The sequence below is a fragment of the Flavobacterium sangjuense genome (genome assembly GCF_004797125.1).
In the GTDB taxonomy this organism is placed as follows: domain Bacteria; phylum Bacteroidota; class Bacteroidia; order Flavobacteriales; family Flavobacteriaceae; genus Flavobacterium; species Flavobacterium sangjuense.
In genome coordinates, this window is the sequence record NZ_CP038810.1 from 748932 (window position 1) to 766724 (window position 17793).

A 17793-nucleotide genomic window follows, 5' to 3' on the forward strand; every position below is an offset into this window, starting at 1 on the left:
TAGTTCTCCTTTTTTGTTTATTTCCCTTTAAACTCAGCTTTTCTCTTTTCCAAAAATGCAGTTGTTCCTTCCTTAAAATCTTCGGTGCCAAAACATTTACCAAAGTTTCTGATTTCGGTTTCATAACCATTTATACCTTCTTTGAAGTTGGCATTGACACATTTTATGGCTCTACCGATGGCGAAAGGAGAATTTCTCATAATTCGGGTTGCGATGCCTTTTGTAAAATCTAAAAGTTCAGCCTGTGGCACAACATGGTTGACTAAACCGGCACGAAAAGCATCTTCAGCAGAAACCATTCCTGCAGTCATTATCATTTCCATTGCACGTCCTTTACCGATTAATTGTGGCAAACGTTGCGTTCCGCCATAACCCGGAATTACGCCAAGAGAAACTTCCGGCAAACCCATTTTGGCATTATCGGAAGCAATTCTGAAATGACATGCCATCGCTAATTCTAGTCCACCACCAAGTGCAAAACCATTAACGGCAGCAATGGTTGGTTTTTTTAAATTCTCAACAAAATCAAAAAGCAATTCTTGACCCTGAGCGGCTAATTGCGCACCTTCTTCAATAGAAAAGTTAGCAAATTCTGAAATATCAGCACCAGCTACAAAAGCCTTTTCACCTTCTCCGGTAATGATTATAACTCTGACATCAGTATTGCTTTCCAGACTTTCGAAAGCATCGTGCAATTCCTGAATTGTCGCTACATTGAGCGCATTTAATTTTGACGGGCGATTGATGGTGATTTGTCCAATGCCGTTTTCTACCGCAACGAGTATGTTTTCGAAGTTCATGGTTATGATGTTTTATTTAACAATAGGCAGCGAAACAAAAAACGTTGTTCCTTTACCGAGTTCTGTTTCAAAAGTAATAGTTCCTTTGTAATTTTCTATAATGTTTTTTATAATTCCTAAACCTAAACCCATTCCGCTGGTTTTTGTGGTAAATTTAGGTTCAAAAACATGATCAATATTTTCAGAATCTATACCAATTCCATTGTCTTCAACAGTGATGATAACATCGTTTTCCACTTCGTTAACCGAAACCAAAACTTTCTTTTCTTCCTGTTCATCCGGAATGGATTGAATGGCGTTTTTAACCAAATTGGTGATAATCCGAATCAATTGTGTTCTGTCCAATTTCGAAATCACATATTCTTTATTGCTTTTAAAAACAATAAAATCTTCATTGAAAATATCCAAAGCCAATTCCACAACCTGAACCACATTTAGCGTTTCATTTTGTTGCGCCGGCATCGAAGCAAAGTTTGAAAACGCAGAAGCCACAGCACTCATCGTATCAATCTGCTGAATTAAAGTCTTGGAATAATCGTTGAGTTTTTGTTTTAATTCGGGATCATTGGCATCAAATTTTCGCTGGAAACTTTGTACTGTCAAACGCATTGGCGTCAACGGATTTTTGATTTCGTGTGCTACTTGTTTTGCCATTTCGCGCCAAGCCTGTTCCCGTTCGCTTTGGGCAAGCATCGTGGCACTATCTTCCAGTTTGTCCACCATTTGATTATAGGCGTTTATCAATGAATTGATTTCTCTGCTGTTAGCTTCAATAACGATTTTCTCGTTCTTTTGGTTCAGGCTTGTTTCATTTATTTTATCCGAAATAGTCTTTAACGATTTGGTAATATAACTCGCAAGGAAATACGCCAAAGCAAATGCGATAATTAACATAAAGGAATAAACCTGGCTCAAACGCAGTAGAAATTGCTGTAATTCCGTTTCATAAAAACCATCATCTTCTACATAAGGAATGTTTAAAATGCCCAACGGTTTAAACTTGTCATCTTTGATTTGGCTATACGAAGATCGGTTTTTGACACCGTTGACACTTTTGATATCAACGTATCTTTTTTCTACAGAAGACTGAACCAATTTCAGAACATAATTCGGAATTGGCGGCGCTACTTTGTCAACAGAAAAGGAAGCTTTGGATGATTTTAATAACATCCCGTTCAGGCCATAAATATTGATTTCAAGGTTGTGGATGTCTGCTAATTCGTGAATTTTATCCTTAAAAATTAAAGGAAGATTTTTTTCCGTAAGCGGATAAGTGGTATTAGCCAGCACATAATTGATATGCTCTTTTATAGCGAATTCTTTTTGGTCTAAACGTTTCTGATGGTAATCTTTGGCTTCATTTTTAAACTGAATAATCGAGATGGAAGCCATCAAAATGGAAGCAATTAATATCAATATAATCATCGATAGGAAAATCCTAATTCGAAGTGAAAGCATTGACATTTTTAAGCCGTTGAGCATTTTAAGATTTGTTTTTCTCGCGAATACGTTTGTAAAATTTAAACCCAAGCATTATCAAAACTGAAAATAAAACGATTCCGATGACGCCATAAATCCAGTTGAAAGCATTTTTTAAAATTACTAAAAAAACAACGGCAAACAGAATAATCGTTGCGCCTTCATTCCACAATCGCATGAAATTGGAGCTGTGTTTAAATATATCGTTTTGTAACTCTTTATAAATAAGATGACATTTTATCTGGTAGGCAATTAGTAAAACTACAAATACCAATTTGATCTGCATCCATGGCATTTGCAACCAAACCGGCATTATCAATAACAACCAAATGGCAAAAAACACTGCCAAAAAAGCACTTGGCCAGGTGATGATGTACCACAAACGATACGCCATTATTTTGTATTGTTTTTGCAGAATTTCTTTCTCGGGCGAAGGTTTGTCGTTGGCTTCAATTTGGTAAACAAACAACCGAACGATGTAAAACAAACCCGCAAACCAAGTGATGACAAAGATGAGGTGAAGCGATTTTATGTAGTTGTAGAGTTCCATATTAATCTAAATTACTTTTGTTTGGAAAACAATCTAAAGCGAATTTAGTAATTCTCTTTTTCAAATCTTTATTACTGTTTTTAACCATAGTTGATATCAATTGTTTTCTGATTGCTTCCGGGTTTTTATAATCATCAGTATCATAAAATCCGCTATACTGTATGGATTCCGTCCAAAAATTATATTTTTCATTGGACTTATCGATTTCCATATACTCAAAAAACTCTTCGGGGAATTTCTCAGCATATTCTCTTGCCGGAACTCCTGTGTATTCGCCAAGAGCACCATCGGCAATTAAAATGGTCTTATTCAAAATCCATCGGTAAAATGGCCTCAAATCATTGTCTTCCGAAACAGCTAAAGAAAGTAGCGTGTCTGTTCGTTCTTCATCGGTAGGACGATATTTTCCATAATAGAAATCAATTGCAAGCTGATGACATTTTTTATTTTTCACATAAAAGCGGACAGGTTTTCCATTGATTGAATCAACATCAATATCATGGGTTAAATTAAATCCAGCCTGCCAATCAGAGTTTTGTTTATCAACCGAAACGGTTTCATGCGTACCCGTTTCCGTATTATCAGAAGTTGACTTTTTTGTACATGAAAAAAACAAAACAGCAATCAAAAACAAACTACCTATTTTCATAAAAGTTATTTATTCCATTCTTTTATCCAATTGGCCACAACACCACACCATTCGTCTTCATCATTCATACATGGAACGGCAAAAAATTCTTCGCCGCCGTGGGATTTAAATTCTTCGTTGGCACGCATGGCAATTTCTTCCAAGGTTTCCAAACAATCAGCAACGAAAGCCGGAGTTACAACGGCCAATTTCTTAATTCCTTTTTCGGGCATTTTGTTTATTTCAACATCAGTATAAGGCGTTAACCATTTGTCTCCTGCTAAGCGCGATTGAAAAGTTTGGCTGTATTTTCCTTCCGGAATTCCCAATAATTCCACTACTTGTCTTGTTGTTTCATAACATTGGTGGCGATAACAAAATTCATGAGCAGGCGAATCTGTTACACAGCATTTTCCATCAATAGTGCAATGCGATTTCGTCACATCAGTTTTACGGATATGTCTTTTTGGAATTCCGTGATACGAAAACAATAAATGATCGTATTCAAAGTTGCTCAAATGCTTTTTGATAGAATTGGCCAAAGCCTGAATAAAATCGGGTTTGTTATAAAATGCCGGAACTTTGGTGATGGTCATTTCCGGGAAATGCGATTTTTGTAATTCATCGGCTAAAGCCCAAATGGTAGTAGTTGATGCCATTGCATACTGCGGATATAAAGCCAACAACATTACTTCGGTAACGCCTTTGTCTTTCAGTTCCTGCAATCCCTTTTGAATGGTCATCGTGCCGTAACGCATGGCTAAAGCCACTGGAACATCAACCAATTTTTCAACTTTTTGATGCATTTTTTTTGAAAACACAATCAGTGGCGAACCTTCCGGTGTCCATATTTGGCTATACGCATGAGCGGAATTTTTAGGACGCGTTTGCAGAATAATTCCTCTGACTAATAAAGCGCGCAATAAATACGGAACATCTATTACGTATTTATCCATCAAAAATTCATCTAAATAAGGCTTTACGTCTTTTGGTGTTGGGCTTTCGGGTGAACCTAGGTTTACTAATAATACTCCTTTCATTTGGCAATTTTATATAAAATAATACTCTTTTTGTGTTATGCGTTTTGGTTTAATGACATCAAATATTTCTTTGGTGTTGTGGCAAACTTTTTCTTGAAAGCCGCAATAAAATGGCTTCCGGTGCTGTAACCAATTTTTAGCCCAACTTCATTTACGTTATAAGAACCGGAATCCAATAATTGTCGGGCATAATCCATTTTATGATCGAATAAATAACCATAAACCGTATCGCCATAAATCTGTTTGAAACCCATTTTTAGTTTTTTCAGACTCAAACCAACTTTATCTGCCAGTTCTTCCAAACCTGGAGGTTCGGCCATATTGGTGATGATAATTTCTTTTGCTTTTCTGATTTTTAAAACGTTTTCTTCATCAACTAAAAACGGACATTGTTCTGCATTTGGATCTTCAGAACGATTGAAATACAAGCTCAATAATTCGTATCCTTTTCCTTTGTAATACAGGTTTTTAATCTGTGGATTTAAGTTGTAATGAAAGAGTTGGCTAAGAACAATTGCCATTGACGGACTTATATCGTTCTCTTTATAATATTTCCGGTCTTTATTTTCTTCGCTCAAAAACGGAATATGATTGGCATCATTTGAAAACAATCCGTGGAATTTTTGAATCGAAATTATCACGGAAATCACCCATGAATTTGGTGCTAATTCTAAATTTAGCGGCAATTCTTTTTGTGGATTATAGAACAAAAGTGACTTTTCATCTTTTAATTCTAAGGCATAAGTTCCTTCATTGAAAACAAATTTTGCCTTTCCTTTTATGCCAAAGTGAAATTGAATAAGCCCTTGTGTAATAGGCCTTTTTACATAAAAATTTTCATTTCCATCATTCTGAAATCGAATTAAAATAAAATCATTTTCAATTTTTATTTCCTCTTGAGAACCCATAGCGATATTTTTTCGTATATGTTTTTGAAGTCAAGCAAAAATATTATTTAGAACGAGTCTACATAAAGAAGTTACGAGCACTTGATTTCAGTACAAATTTAATAGAATTTACGTTGTATATAGCATTTTGGTTTAAAATATCTCACAGCGATACAAAAAGTCCTTACAGCGTTACTTTTATAAATTGGTTAGTAATATTTTTGTTGAACTTTTTAAGGAAAGTATAATATGGAAAATTTTAATATGACGAAGCACACTTCATTTTACGCCATCGGGTTGAGTTATAAGAAAGCAGATGCTAAGGTAAGAGGGAAATTTAGTTTGGATGCCAAAGCTAAATCGACCTTGCTGATGCAAGCCGAAGCTGAAGGAATTGAATCGCTAATCGTTACTTCAACTTGCAATAGAACCGAAATTTATGGTTTTGCCAATCATCCATATCAGTTAATCAAATTGCTTTGCGAAAACAGTCAAGGAACAGTTGAAGAATTTCAGGAAGTGGCTTATATCTACAAAAATCAAGATGCTGTTAGTCATATGTTCCGTGTTGGAACTGGTTTAGACAGCCAAATTCTTGGAGATTTCGAGATTATCAGTCAATTAAAAATTGCATTTATCCAAAGTAAATCAAACGGATTAGTAAATTCTTTCATGGAAAGACTACTAAATTCAGTTATCCAGGCCAGCAAAAAAATTAAAACGGATACGGAGATTTCAACTGGCGCAACTTCGGTTTCATTTGCTTCGGTACAATATATTATTAGAAACGTAGAAGACATTGCGAATAAAAACATCCTACTTTTCGGAACCGGAAAAATTGGCAGAAACACTTGCGAAAATTTGGTTAAACATACCAAACACGACCATATAACCTTAATCAACAGAACAAAAGATAAAGCGGAGAAACTTGCTCAAAAGCTGGATCTAATCGTAAAAGATTATGCCGATTTGCAGTTAGAATTACAAAAGGCAGATATAGTTGTCGTGGCAACCGGTGCTCAAAACCCAACAATTGACAAAGCAATTTTGAATCTGAAAAAACCATTGTTGATTTTAGATTTATCGATTCCGAAAAATGTAAACGAAAATGTTCAGGATATAGAAGGCGTGACGTTGATTCACCTGGATCATCTTTCCCAAATTACAGATGAAACATTAGAGAATAGAAAACTACACATACCGGCAGCTGAAGCCATCATTGATGAAATCAAAGAAGAATTTACAGCTTGGACAAAAAACAGAAAGTTTGCCCCAACCATTCAGGCGTTGAAAGAAAAATTAAATGCCATTAAAGAAAGTGAGTTGAATGCGCAACGTAAAAAGAATTCCAATTTTGACGAAGAGCAAGCCGAATTAATCAGCAATAAAATCATCCAAAAAATCACAAATCATTTTGTAAATCACCTAAAAGATGGCGATTCAATGGATGAAGGAATTGAGTGGATTGAAAAAGTATTTCAATTGGAACAAGAGAAATCATTTTTTTAAAACTTAGCGTCTCTGCGCCTCTGCGAGAATAATAAAAAAATAATGCTCAAAGTGAAAGAAAAAACAATACGAATAGGAACGCGCGATAGCGAACTAGCACTTTGGCAAGCCCACACGGTTCAAAAACAACTTCAAGATTTAGGCTATAAAACAGAAATTGTCGCGGTTAAATCAGATGGTGATATCATTCTTGACAAACCACTTTACGAACTCGGAATCACCGGAATTTTTACCAAAACCTTAGACATTGCCATGATAAATGGGCAAGTCGATATTGCAGTGCATTCGATGAAAGATGTGCCAACAGCTTTACCAAAAGGAATCGTGCAGGCAGCAGTTTTAGAACGTGCGAATGTGTTGGACATTTTGGTACATAAAGGTGATTTAAGCTTTCTTGAAAATAACGGAACAATCGCAACCGGAAGTTTACGTCGTCAGGCACAATGGTGGAATAAATACCCAAATCATACCGTTGTCGATTTACGCGGAAACGTGAATACCAGAATGCAAAAACTGAAAGATAACGATTGGAACGGAGCAGTATTTGCCGCAGCAGGTTTGGAACGAATTAATCTAAAACCGGATAGTTTTACCAATTTAGATTGGATGATTCCGGCATCGGCACAAGGAGCAATGGTTATCGTCGCGATGGAAAATGATGGGTTTACTATTGATGCTGTTTCACAACTCAATGATATCGAAACCGAAATTTGCACGTATATCGAAAGGCAATTTTTGCGAACTCTCGAGGGCGGTTGTACAGCGCCAATTGGAGCTTTAGCAAAGTATAACGAACATGACGATACTATAGATTTCAAAGGGGTTTTGTTATCTATTGACGGGAAGCAAAAACTGGAAATTGAAAAGGCGGTCGACATTTCGGAGTGGAAAAAATTAGGATTTAATTCGGCTCAGGAAATTTTAGAAAATGGAGGAGCAGAACTGATGAAGAAAATCAAAAACGAATTGAAAAAGTAATGCAAAATCAAATTCGCATAGTATCAACCAAGAAGCTTTCTGATAAACAAAAGCAAACCTTGTTGAGTGCGGATTTTTCAGTTTTTGATGAAGATTTTATTCGTATTCAAAACAAGGATTTTGAGATTGAAACAATAAACGACTATCTGATTTTTACAAGTCAAAATGCAGTCGAAAGTGTTCTTAGAAATAAAAGGTTAGCTGAAATAAAAAGCAGAAAATGTTTTTGTGTTGGTGAAAAGACCAAAGCACTGTTGGAAGAAAATGATTTTGAAGTGGTAGCCGATTCTGATTATGCTGCCGAATTAGCGTCACTTATTTGTAACCAATATGCGAAAAACAGTTTTACCTTTTTTTGTGGAAATATCCGTAGAGACTTTTTGCCAGACGCGTTGCGATTAGTTGAAATTACGTTAGATGAGATTGAAGTTTATGAAACGATTCTAACAACACATAAAATTACTTTCACACCAAGTGGGATACTATTTTTTAGTCCATCCGGAGTTAAAAGTTATTTGCAGGAAAATAAAATTGAAAATGAAGATTGCTTTTGCATTGGCAACACAACAGCTGAAGCATTAAAATATGTAACACCAAACAGAATTATCGCCAATCAGCCAACGGTTGAAAGCGTAATTATGAAGACAATAGAATATTATAGACAATAAAATGATTAAAAACGACCTTTTTTTAAGAGCCTTAAATAACGAAACCGTTGAACGCCCACCAGTTTGGATGATGCGTCAGGCAGGAAGATATTTACCGGAATTCCGTGCGTTGCGCGATAAATATGATTTCTTTACACGTTGTGAAACTCCTGAATTAGCAGCTGAAATCACCGTTCAGCCAATCAGAATTGTAAAACCGGATGCAGCGATTTTGTTTTCGGATATTTTGGTTGTGCCTCGCGCGATGGGAATTCACGTGGAACTAAAAGACAATTTGGGACCAATTATTCCAAACCCAATCCGAACGATGGAAGATGTGAATAAAACCTTTGTTCCGGATGTTCACGAGACTTTGGGTTACGTTTTTGATGCCATAAAATTGACAAAAGAAATGCTAAACGATGAGGTTCCGTTAATTGGTTTCGCAGGTTCACCATGGACAATTTTTTGTTATGCTGTAGAAGGGAAAGGTTCCAAAAGTTTTGACACAGCCAAAGGATTTTGCTTTTCAAATCCGGTAGCGGCTCATACTTTATTGCAAAAAATAACCGACACTACAATTTTATATTTAAAAGAAAAAGTAAAAGCAGGCTGCAACGCTATTCAGATTTTTGATTCGTGGGGCGGAATGTTATCGCCAGTTGATTATAACGAATTTTCATGGCCGTACATCAACCAAATTGTAGATGCATTAGCCGAAGACACCAAGGTTATCGTATTCGGGAAAGGATGCTGGTTTGCCTTAAATGACATGGCAAAATCAAAAGCCTCAGCGCTAGGTGTTGACTGGACATGCTCAGCTAGAAATGCACGTTATTTATCTGGCGGAAGAATCACATTGCAAGGAAATTTTGATCCAAGTCGTTTGCTTTCTCCAATTCCAACCATCAAAAAAATGGTTCACGAAATGATAAACGAATTCGGGAAAGACAATTATATCGTAAACCTTGGTCACGGAATTTTACCAAATATTCCGGTAGATCATGCGAAAGCTTTTATTGAAGCGGTTAAGGAATATAAATCATAAATGAAAGATAAGTTTTTTTCATACATACAAAATTTACAGGACCAAATCTGTTCAGGTCTTGAATCCGTTGATGGTGTTGCCAAATTCCGTGAAGATATTTGGGAACGACCAGAAGGCGGTGGAGGAAGAACACGTGTGATTGAGAATGGGGAAGTTTTTGAAAAAGGTGGTGTAAACATTTCTGCTGTTCACGGAAAATTACCCGAAGCAATGCAAAAGATGTTCAACGTTGGCGAAGCCGATTTTTTTGCCTGCGGATTGAGTTTGGTGATTCATCCAAAAAGTCCGATGGTGCCAACCGTTCATGCCAATTGGAGATATTTCGAAATGTATGATGATAGTGGAAATATAATTAACTCATGGTTTGGTGGCGGACAGGATTTAACGCCTTATTATCTGTTTGAAGAAGATGCGAAACATTTTCACCAAACCTGTAAAACGGCCTGTGATAAACATAATTCCGAGTTTTATCCAAAATATAAAAAACAATGTGATGGGTATTTTTGGAACGCACACCGAAATGAAGCACGCGGAATAGGTGGTTTGTTTTTCGATTATTGTAAAGAATCTGAAGCTATGAAAATGGAAGATTGGTTTAACTTTGTTTCAGAAGTTGGCAATAGTTTCCTCGAAGCTTACGTTCCAATTGTAGAAAGAAGAAAAGATTTAAACTATACAGAAGCACAAAAAACCTGGCAGGAAATCCGTCGTGGCCGTTATGTCGAATTCAATTTGGTACACGATAAAGGAACTCTATTTGGATTAAAAACCAACGGTCGAATCGAATCGATTTTGATGAGTTTACCACCACATGTGCAATGGGTTTATGATCATCATCCTGAAGCCGGAAGCGCAGAAGAAAAATTAATTAAAGTATTAGAAAATCCTATAGATTGGATATAAAATAGTCAAAAAACATTCGCTTTGTGCCTTTCCGCCTTTGCGAGAAAAATAAAATAATATGTTCCCACTACAAAGAGGCAGAAGATTACGCGTTAACGAAAGCATTCGTTCCTTAGTGCGTGAAACCAGTTTAAGTCCGGCTGATTTTATGTTCCCAATGTTCATCACAGAAGGTGAAAATTATCAGTCTGAAATTCCATCGATGCCAGGTATTTTCCGTCGTTCGATTGATTTGACAGTTAAAGAAGTAAAGGAAATATATGCTCTCGGAATTCGCGCTGTAAACATCTATGTGAAAGTTGACGAAAGCCTGAAAGACAACACGGGAAAAGAAGCATGGAATCCAAACGGATTGATGCAGCAAGCTATTAAAGCTATCAAAACAGCTTGTCCGGAAATGATTGTAATGCCTGATGTAGCTTTAGATCCATATTCTATTTACGGTCACGATGGCATCATTGAAAACGGAGATATTGCAAACGATGCAACGAACGAAGCTTTGGTAAAAATGGCAGTTTCTCATGCCCAGGCCGGAGCCGATTTTGTAGCGCCAAGCGATATGATGGACGGAAGAGTTTTACGATTACGCCAAGGATTAGATGCAGCCGGATTTCCAAATGTTGGCATTATGAGTTATTCGGCCAAATATGCTTCTGCGTTTTACGGTCCGTTTCGAGATGCTTTGGATAGTGCGCCAAGAGAAGCCGATGTCGAAGTGCCAAAAGATAAAAAAACTTATCAAATGGATTATGCTAACAGAATTGAAGCAGTAAAAGAAGCTTTGATGGATGTTGAAGAAGGCGCTGATATGGTAATGGTAAAACCAGGAATTGCGTATTTAGATATTGTTCGCGAAGTCAAAAATGCAGTCAATGTTCCGGTAACGGTTTTCCACGTTTCGGGAGAATATGCTATGATTAAGGCAGCTTCCGAAAGAGGTTGGCTTGACCATGACAAAATCATGATGGAGCAATTAATGTGCATCAAAAGAGCAGGAGCAAGTTTGATTTCGACTTATTTTGCTAAAGAGGCAGCTATTTTATTAAAGAAATAGATGAAGAAGTTAGTATTTCTTATTGCATTGTTCACATTTATTGGCTGTCAAAATAAAGATGAAAAGACAGATACATCAATTGACGAAACAGCAATTAAAATTTCAGGCAAAGAACTTTTTGAAGGAGAAGGAAATTGTATCGCCTGTCATAAACCCGATCAAAAAATAATCGGACCAAGTTTGCAGGACATTGCAAAAATCTACAAAGAGAAAAATGCAAGCATTGTTCTATTCTTAAAAGAAGAAAGCGAACCAATCATTGACCCAAGTCAGTACGACATTATGAAAACCAATTTCGCCATCACCAAAAGTATGAGCGACGAGCAATTGAAAGCACTCGAAGATTATATTTATAGCTTTTCAAAATAATATTTGATAACTTTATCAAATGGAAACAGCCTTCATAGAATCGCCACTTGGAATCACCAAAATCGTTGGAGACGAAAATGGCATTTCTGAAATTTCTGTTTTAAGTGAAGGTGCGATTACTACTAAAATTCCAAAGAATCTTAAGGAATGCGTTTCCCAACTTCACGAATATTTTAATGGCCAGCGAAACCATTTTGATTTCAAACTAAATCCACAAGGAACCGATTTTCAGCAAAAAGTCTGGCAGGAATTATTGAATATTCCTTTTGGAAAAACCATGTCTTATCTCGATTTGTCTAAAAAGCTGGGCGATGTAAAAGCGATTCGCGCTGTGGCTTCCGCCAATGGTAGAAATCCACTTTGGATTGTCGTTCCATGTCACCGCGTAATTGGAACTGACGGTTCGTTAACCGGTTATGCCGGCGGTTTGTGGCGCAAAAAATGGTTGTTAGAACACGAAAGTCCGTCAAAGCAGCAATCACTTTTTTAAACTTTTTCTTTCATATTTGAATTACATTACTTAATTTTAAGTCGGTAAATTCCTAAATTTATTTGTGATGATAGAAAAGATAAACCTCAATAATATCCTTTTTCTCGATATTGAAACTGTTCCCGAAGAAGAAAACTTTCTTTCTTTGGATGACGATATGAAACAGCTTTGGGAACAAAAAACGCAGTACCAAAGATGCGATGAATTTACTCCGGAAGATTTTTACGACCGCGCCGGAATTTGGGCTGAGTTTGGAAAAATTGTCTGTATTTCGGTTGGGTATTTTGTCAATAAAGGAGACATTCGAAATTTTAGGGTTACCTCTTTTTTTGGTGAAGAGAAAAAGATTTTAAAGGATTTTTCTAATTTACTAGAGAATCACTTTAACCAGGCGCAGCATGTTTTGTGTGGCCATAACGCCAAAGAATTTGACATTCCGTTTATTGCCCGACGAATGATAATTAACCAAATTGCTATTCCGAACAAACTGAATTTATTTGGTAAAAAGCCATGGGAAATTCCACATTTGGACACATTGGAGTTGTGGAAATTTGGCGACTATAAACATTTCACATCCTTAAAACTATTGACTAAAATTCTCGGAATTCCATCTCCAAAAGGCGATATCGACGGGAGTCAGGTTGCACACGTTTATTATGTCGAAAAAGACATTGACCGAATTGTAATCTATTGCGAGAAAGATGTAATTGCTGTGGCACAAATCTTTCTTCGACTGCGAAGAGAAGAGTTATTGATAGAAGACGAAATTATTCATGTATAAAAAAAGTCCTCTCGTTTTTTGGAACGAGAGGACTTTTTATTAGTTTTAGTTTCTTCTCAAGACTATCTTTTTAGTGATTGAGCCTAAATCATTTTGGATATTAACCAAATAAATTCCGTCCTGAAGATTTTCAATTCCAAATGAAGTATTCACTTGATTGGTTTCTTTTGAAAGAATTTGTCTTCCTTGTAAGTCGTATAAATTTATAGTTGCTTTATCTGTCAATTCAGGAATCGAAACATTAACAAGACCTTTAGTTGGGTTTGGATAAACACTACTATTTAAAATAGGATTCGTAGCGACACCTAACGCAACTTGAACGCGGCATAAGTTAATACTGAAGCTATCAATAGTTCCGCCATCTTCATTATTGTGATCTAAAACTCTTAAAACCCATACACCATCAGCCGGCAAAGTGTTCAAAGCATTTAAAGGACTAACAGGCTTAATATTTCCCGACACAGCCGGAATTCCGCTACAAGCAGGAACCTCACCATCATCATCCATCGTACAATTGATGTCTTGATTATCACCACAAGGAATGTCCAATAAAGTAAAAACTGGACTTCCAATGGAAGCCGGACCTTCAAGGGTTACCGTTATATCGCCAATCCATGTATGTGTAATGACCATATTTACATTAATATCTCCAATGGTATATCCACCAGTAATTGTTAATGGAACAGTGGCTTCTGAGTTTGGTCTGGAATCAATAAAATTATTTGAAAAATCAGTTGCAGTGAAAGTTTGGTCGCAAGATAATATTCCGGTGTCAAATGAATAAACAGTCGCATTAGCTGATACACCTGAGCCACAATCATTAGAAGGAATTACTCTCCAATAATATCTTGATGCCTGACTTAGTCCGGAAAGATGGTATTCATTATCAGTTACAAAATCGTCAGTTAATAAAGTTGTAAAGTTTGGTGATGTTGAAACTTGTACTCTATAAATTTGGGCATTGGTTTGACTATTCCACGTTAAATTAGTAGTAGTTGACAATCCGTTTTGAGTATTTGTTGGACTTTGCAAAGTTATTGGTTGGAAAGTTTCATTGAAAACACGTAACGACTTATATCTGGTTTCAGTTTCAGTAGCGTTTGTTCCTCTGATACCAACAAAATACTCATCAGGAGTAATATTTGTTAGACCAGAAATTGTCATAGTGACTGTTCCATTAGCGGTTAAAGTTGCCGGAGAAAAGGAAGCGGAAGCCCCACTTGGCAAATCAACTGCTGAAAATGTTGTTGTACCCGAACCTGATTGAGAATAATTAAAAGTATATACGGCATTTTGACTAGCACAAACCGTTAAGTTATCTGAAGTTGAATTGATTGCAAAAGCGGAGCTTATACCGGTAATAACCAGTGAATATTTTTGACTTCCGGTCACTAAGGCTCCTTTAGAAGTAACAGTAATGGTATATTCTCCCGCGGTTGGAGCGTCAATTTTTACCTGCTCAACATTATCAACCGCATTATCACCTGTTCTTATTGCCGGTAAGCTTGGATCAGAATTTAATTTCCAAGGGTAATAAGTTGTGGTGTTTCTTGTAATTCTAATATCTAAATCATTTACTAAGGCTGGAGTTGGATCATTTGCAGGTAAAGAGCCATTATTTACCTGACCAGGCAAATCTGTCCAGGTAATGGAAGCTATTAAAGGAGTAGTTCCATTTGAATTTACATTCATTGTAAAAACCTGACCCGTGGTTAAATTCTCTTCCGAAATCCAGGAAGTTAATCCGTTAGAAGTAATAGTTTCTGCTGCCTTTTTAGCATTTAATAATCCCCATCCAAAATTAGCGTCAGGGCCTACATTTCCTGCATCATCAGCCGTATGACAAGCTAAACCTTTTAGTGTGGCAGCAAGCATAAAGCTATTGTTTACATTTTTATAATGCTGTTGTACTAAAACTAAAGTTCCGGCAACATTTGGCGAAGCCATTGATGTACCCGACATAGGTGCTGTAGCAGTATTACTTCCGTTTGATGTTGAGGTCACATTTGCCCCATTTCCTGTAATATCCGGTTTTACTCTTAAATCATCTGTTGGACCTTGGCTGCTAAATGAACTGATGATTACGGTCGATGGATCAACTGTTCCATTGCTTTGTGGAGAAACATCTCCGCAACTGGCTACAACTAAATTGTTTTTTGCTGTTTTATTAGAAGTTAGTTTATCATATTCAAATAAAATTGGATCTGGATTATTTTCATTTTGACCATCATTTCCGGCCGACATTACAGGCAGGAAATAAGGAGCATTATAAGCAAGTTCATCCCAAACATAAGCTTCAGATGTATATGCGCCTATGAACCACGAAGGCAGAGTTGTTCCATCACTTGTAATAGGAACACCATAAGAGTGATTGGAGATAAGCATTCCAAGTTGCGCTTCTGATATAGCTTCTGAATCGTCCGAATTCCAGTCGAATGTTCTGGCATTCGCTTGATACGCCATACCTTTTACAGCAGCTGGACTAGCAGCGGCAACCATAGTTCCGCAAACGTGCGTTCCATGCGCGGCAGTTGTCGTGCTTGACGGATTGTCAATTACGGCAACCCTTCCGCCAAAAGCAGTATGGCTAGCTCTAACATTTCCACCGTCCCATACTCTGGCAACCATTCCCTGGCCGTTTAAAGTTAAGCCTAAAGAACCGCCTGTATTTAAGTGATTTGCTCTGGTAGTTCTTGCTGCATTTACATTTTGTGTAGAATAATAAAGAGGGAAACCATCTGCAGTAAGTCTCATTAATTCAGAAAAATTACCATCTGCATCTTTGATAATAACCGGCCAATTTTTAGTTAAAGCAACGGCAATTGCTTTTCTTTTATCAGCCTGTTCTTTTTTTCTATAAAAGTCTTCGGTTTTTTTCAGTTTTGCCAAATCATAGTTTGCAATAATTTTTTTGACATCAGCCTGTGATTGCCCAAAAACTGTACACGAAATAAAAATAATTGTTAGCAATAAGAAGTAATTCTTTTTCATAATTTTATTGAAACGGTTGTTGTGTTTTAACGAAAGTCAGCAAATATATAAACACTAGCTTAAAATCCGCATTTTATTAACAAATATTCATCAAAATTCACCTTTTGTTTACTACTTCATAAATGCTGTAAATAAAAAACGACTTTAATTTTTTAATTCAAAATCGATAAATGCTATATTTACAAAAAAACAACTTATGGTTTTAAGTAGATTTTGGCTGGCTATTTTTGTTTCGTCCATAGCTTTTGTAATATTCAGTTTGTGCATCGGAAGCAGCTATACTATTGATAATGTTCTCAATGGGAAAAAAGATGATCCGATTTTAATTTCCGAAAAGTATTTGGAACAGCTGCCAAAATTTATCATGGACAGCATCAAAAAAGCGCCTGAACAAACCATGATTATCAACAGAGATACACTGAATGCAGATACTACTTATGTTTATAAAGCAAAGACTGTTAAAATTTATTCAGGCATTCAAAAATCGGATGGATTATTGCCAACGTGTAAAAACACTTTACTTGATATAATTCTTCCTCTTATTGCGTATTTGGCTTTTTTCTGTGGATTGATGCAACTCTTAATCATTTCCGGAGCCTCAGAAAAATTAGCTAAAGCATTGAGTCCGGTTTTTGTAAAAGTTTTTCCAACGGTTCCAAGAAACCATCCGTCTATATCCTACATGACCTTAAATTTCGCAGCAAATTTCCTTGGATTAGATTCCGCTGCTACACCATTTGGATTAAAAGCCATGGAAAGTTTACAAGAAATAAATCCAGAAAAAGACAAAGCAAGTGATGCACAAATTATGTTTATGTGTTTGCATGCTTCGGGACTTACCTTAATAGCAACTTCAATTATTGGCTACAGGGCTGCGGCCAATGCAACTAACCCTGCGGATGTAATGCTGCCGTGTATTATTACCTCTTTTATCGGTACGATTGCTGCGTTTCTTATTGTTGGAATCAAGCAAAAAATTAATTTCAAAAGCGCTTCTTTAATTGTGGTCTTGATGGGATTAATTGCTGGTATAGTTGGTTTGTTAATGTACGTTAACCAATTGGATTTAATCGGAAAAAATTATTTTACCTCTAATCTTTCGGCTTTGATATTAGTGGTGATTATTGCTTTTACGTTGATATTTTCCTTTGTTAAAGAGAAGAAATTTGTTGAAGCTAAAACTACTGTTTTTGAGGCTTTTGTTTCCGGAGCAAATAATGGCATTAAAACGGGAGTTACTATTTTTCCTTATGTATTGGGAATGTTAGTTGCCATATCTTTATTTAGAAATAGCGGTTTATTTGAAATTATTAGTAATTGGATAGCGTTTGGTTTTTCTAGTATGGGAGTAAGTAAGGGAATTACGGATGCGTTACCCGTTGCCATACTTCGTCCTTTTAGTTCCGCAGGATCAAGAGGCTTTTTGATTGATTCGATGAATACATTTGGAGCCGATTCCTTAACGGGAAGATTAAGCAGTATTTTTCAATGTAGTGCCGAAAGCACTTTTTATGTGATTGCAGTTTACTTTGGAAGTATCAATGTGAAGAATACACGCTACACGCTTGGAACGATGCTTTTGGTAGATTTGATTTGTGTGATTACAGCAATTTTCGTAGCGAGCTGGTTTTTTTAAAAT

Annotated in this window: 17 protein-coding genes; 10 read left to right on the forward strand and 7 right to left on the reverse strand. The window is 36.5% G+C overall.

Annotated elements, in window-relative coordinates; translation table 11 throughout:
- Positions 1-17: 17 nt before the first annotated feature.
- From GS03_RS03310 to GS03_RS03335, 6 genes are read right to left on the reverse strand one after another with little or no spacing between them, the layout of a single operon-like run.
- Positions 18-800 (reverse strand): enoyl-CoA hydratase/isomerase family protein, encoded by a 783-nt coding sequence (locus tag GS03_RS03310; protein WP_136151149.1) that lies wholly within the window; start codon positions 798-800, stop codon positions 18-20.
- Between the two features lie 12 nt (positions 801-812).
- Positions 813-2225, reverse strand: coding sequence for a sensor histidine kinase (locus GS03_RS03315; protein WP_136153051.1), 1413 nt, complete (start codon positions 2223-2225; stop codon positions 813-815).
- A gap of 58 nt (positions 2226-2283) precedes the next feature.
- On the reverse strand, positions 2284-2829 hold the full coding sequence (locus tag GS03_RS03320; RefSeq protein ID WP_136151150.1) for a CopD family protein: 546 nt from the start codon (positions 2827-2829) through the stop codon (positions 2284-2286).
- 1 nt (position 2830) lies between these two features.
- Positions 2831-3478 carry a hypothetical protein gene (locus tag GS03_RS03325; protein ID WP_136151151.1) on the reverse strand — a complete coding sequence of 216 codons (648 nt, stop codon included), beginning with the start codon at positions 3476-3478 and terminating at the stop codon, positions 2831-2833.
- Between the two features lie 5 nt (positions 3479-3483).
- Entirely contained in the window at positions 3484-4497 is a 1014-nt protein-coding gene (gene hemH / locus GS03_RS03330; RefSeq protein WP_136151152.1) for a ferrochelatase, read from the reverse strand.
- 35 nt (positions 4498-4532) lie between these two features.
- The gene (locus GS03_RS03335) at positions 4533-5405 is read right to left on the reverse strand and encodes an AraC family transcriptional regulator (protein WP_136151153.1); all 873 of its coding nucleotides are present in this window, start codon (positions 5403-5405) and stop codon (positions 4533-4535) included.
- Between the two features lie 228 nt (positions 5406-5633).
- On the opposite strand from GS03_RS03335, the gene hemA reads away from it, so the two are divergent.
- The 9 genes from hemA (at position 5634) to GS03_RS03380 (ending at position 13163) form a co-directional block, all read left to right on the forward strand.
- Positions 5634-6893: a glutamyl-tRNA reductase gene (gene hemA, locus GS03_RS03340; protein ID WP_136151154.1), complete on the forward strand. Its 1260-nt coding sequence runs from the start codon at positions 5634-5636 to the stop codon at positions 6891-6893.
- 51 nt (positions 6894-6944) lie between these two features.
- Entirely contained in the window at positions 6945-7871 is a 927-nt protein-coding gene (gene hemC, locus GS03_RS03345; RefSeq protein ID WP_136153052.1) for a hydroxymethylbilane synthase, read from the forward strand.
- The gene (locus GS03_RS03350) at positions 7871-8539 is read left to right on the forward strand and encodes a uroporphyrinogen-III synthase (RefSeq protein WP_136151155.1); all 669 of its coding nucleotides are present in this window, start codon (positions 7871-7873) and stop codon (positions 8537-8539) included. The genes hemC and GS03_RS03350 overlap by 1 nt, the downstream gene beginning before the upstream one ends.
- A 1-nt stretch (position 8540) precedes the next feature.
- A complete protein-coding gene (gene hemE / locus GS03_RS03355) occupies positions 8541-9566 on the forward strand; it encodes a uroporphyrinogen decarboxylase (RefSeq protein WP_136151156.1) in 1026 nt (341 codons plus the stop codon).
- Positions 9567-10469 carry an oxygen-dependent coproporphyrinogen oxidase gene (gene hemF, locus GS03_RS03360; RefSeq protein ID WP_136151157.1) on the forward strand — a complete coding sequence of 301 codons (903 nt, stop codon included), beginning with the start codon at positions 9567-9569 and terminating at the stop codon, positions 10467-10469.
- Between the two features lie 58 nt (positions 10470-10527).
- Positions 10528-11523, forward strand: coding sequence for a porphobilinogen synthase (hemB, locus tag GS03_RS03365; RefSeq protein WP_136151158.1), 996 nt, complete (start codon positions 10528-10530; stop codon positions 11521-11523).
- The gene (locus GS03_RS03370; RefSeq protein ID WP_136151159.1) at positions 11524-11892 is read left to right on the forward strand and encodes a c-type cytochrome; all 369 of its coding nucleotides are present in this window, start codon (positions 11524-11526) and stop codon (positions 11890-11892) included.
- 19 nt (positions 11893-11911) lie between these two features.
- On the forward strand, positions 11912-12382 hold the full coding sequence (locus GS03_RS03375) for a methylated-DNA--[protein]-cysteine S-methyltransferase (RefSeq protein WP_136151160.1): 471 nt from the start codon (positions 11912-11914) through the stop codon (positions 12380-12382).
- A 67-nt stretch (positions 12383-12449) separates the two neighbouring features.
- The gene (locus GS03_RS03380) at positions 12450-13163 is read left to right on the forward strand and encodes a 3'-5' exonuclease (protein WP_136151161.1); all 714 of its coding nucleotides are present in this window, start codon (positions 12450-12452) and stop codon (positions 13161-13163) included.
- A gap of 45 nt (positions 13164-13208) precedes the next feature.
- Here the strand turns inward: GS03_RS03380 and GS03_RS03385 are convergent, their stop codons facing one another.
- Positions 13209-16154: a S8 family serine peptidase gene (locus GS03_RS03385; protein ID WP_136151162.1), complete on the reverse strand. Its 2946-nt coding sequence runs from the start codon at positions 16152-16154 to the stop codon at positions 13209-13211.
- 196 nt (positions 16155-16350) lie between these two features.
- On the opposite strand from GS03_RS03385, the gene GS03_RS03390 reads away from it, so the two are divergent.
- A complete protein-coding gene (locus tag GS03_RS03390; RefSeq protein WP_136151163.1) occupies positions 16351-17790 on the forward strand; it encodes a nucleoside recognition domain-containing protein in 1440 nt (479 codons plus the stop codon).
- Positions 17791-17793: the final 3 nt, after the last annotated feature.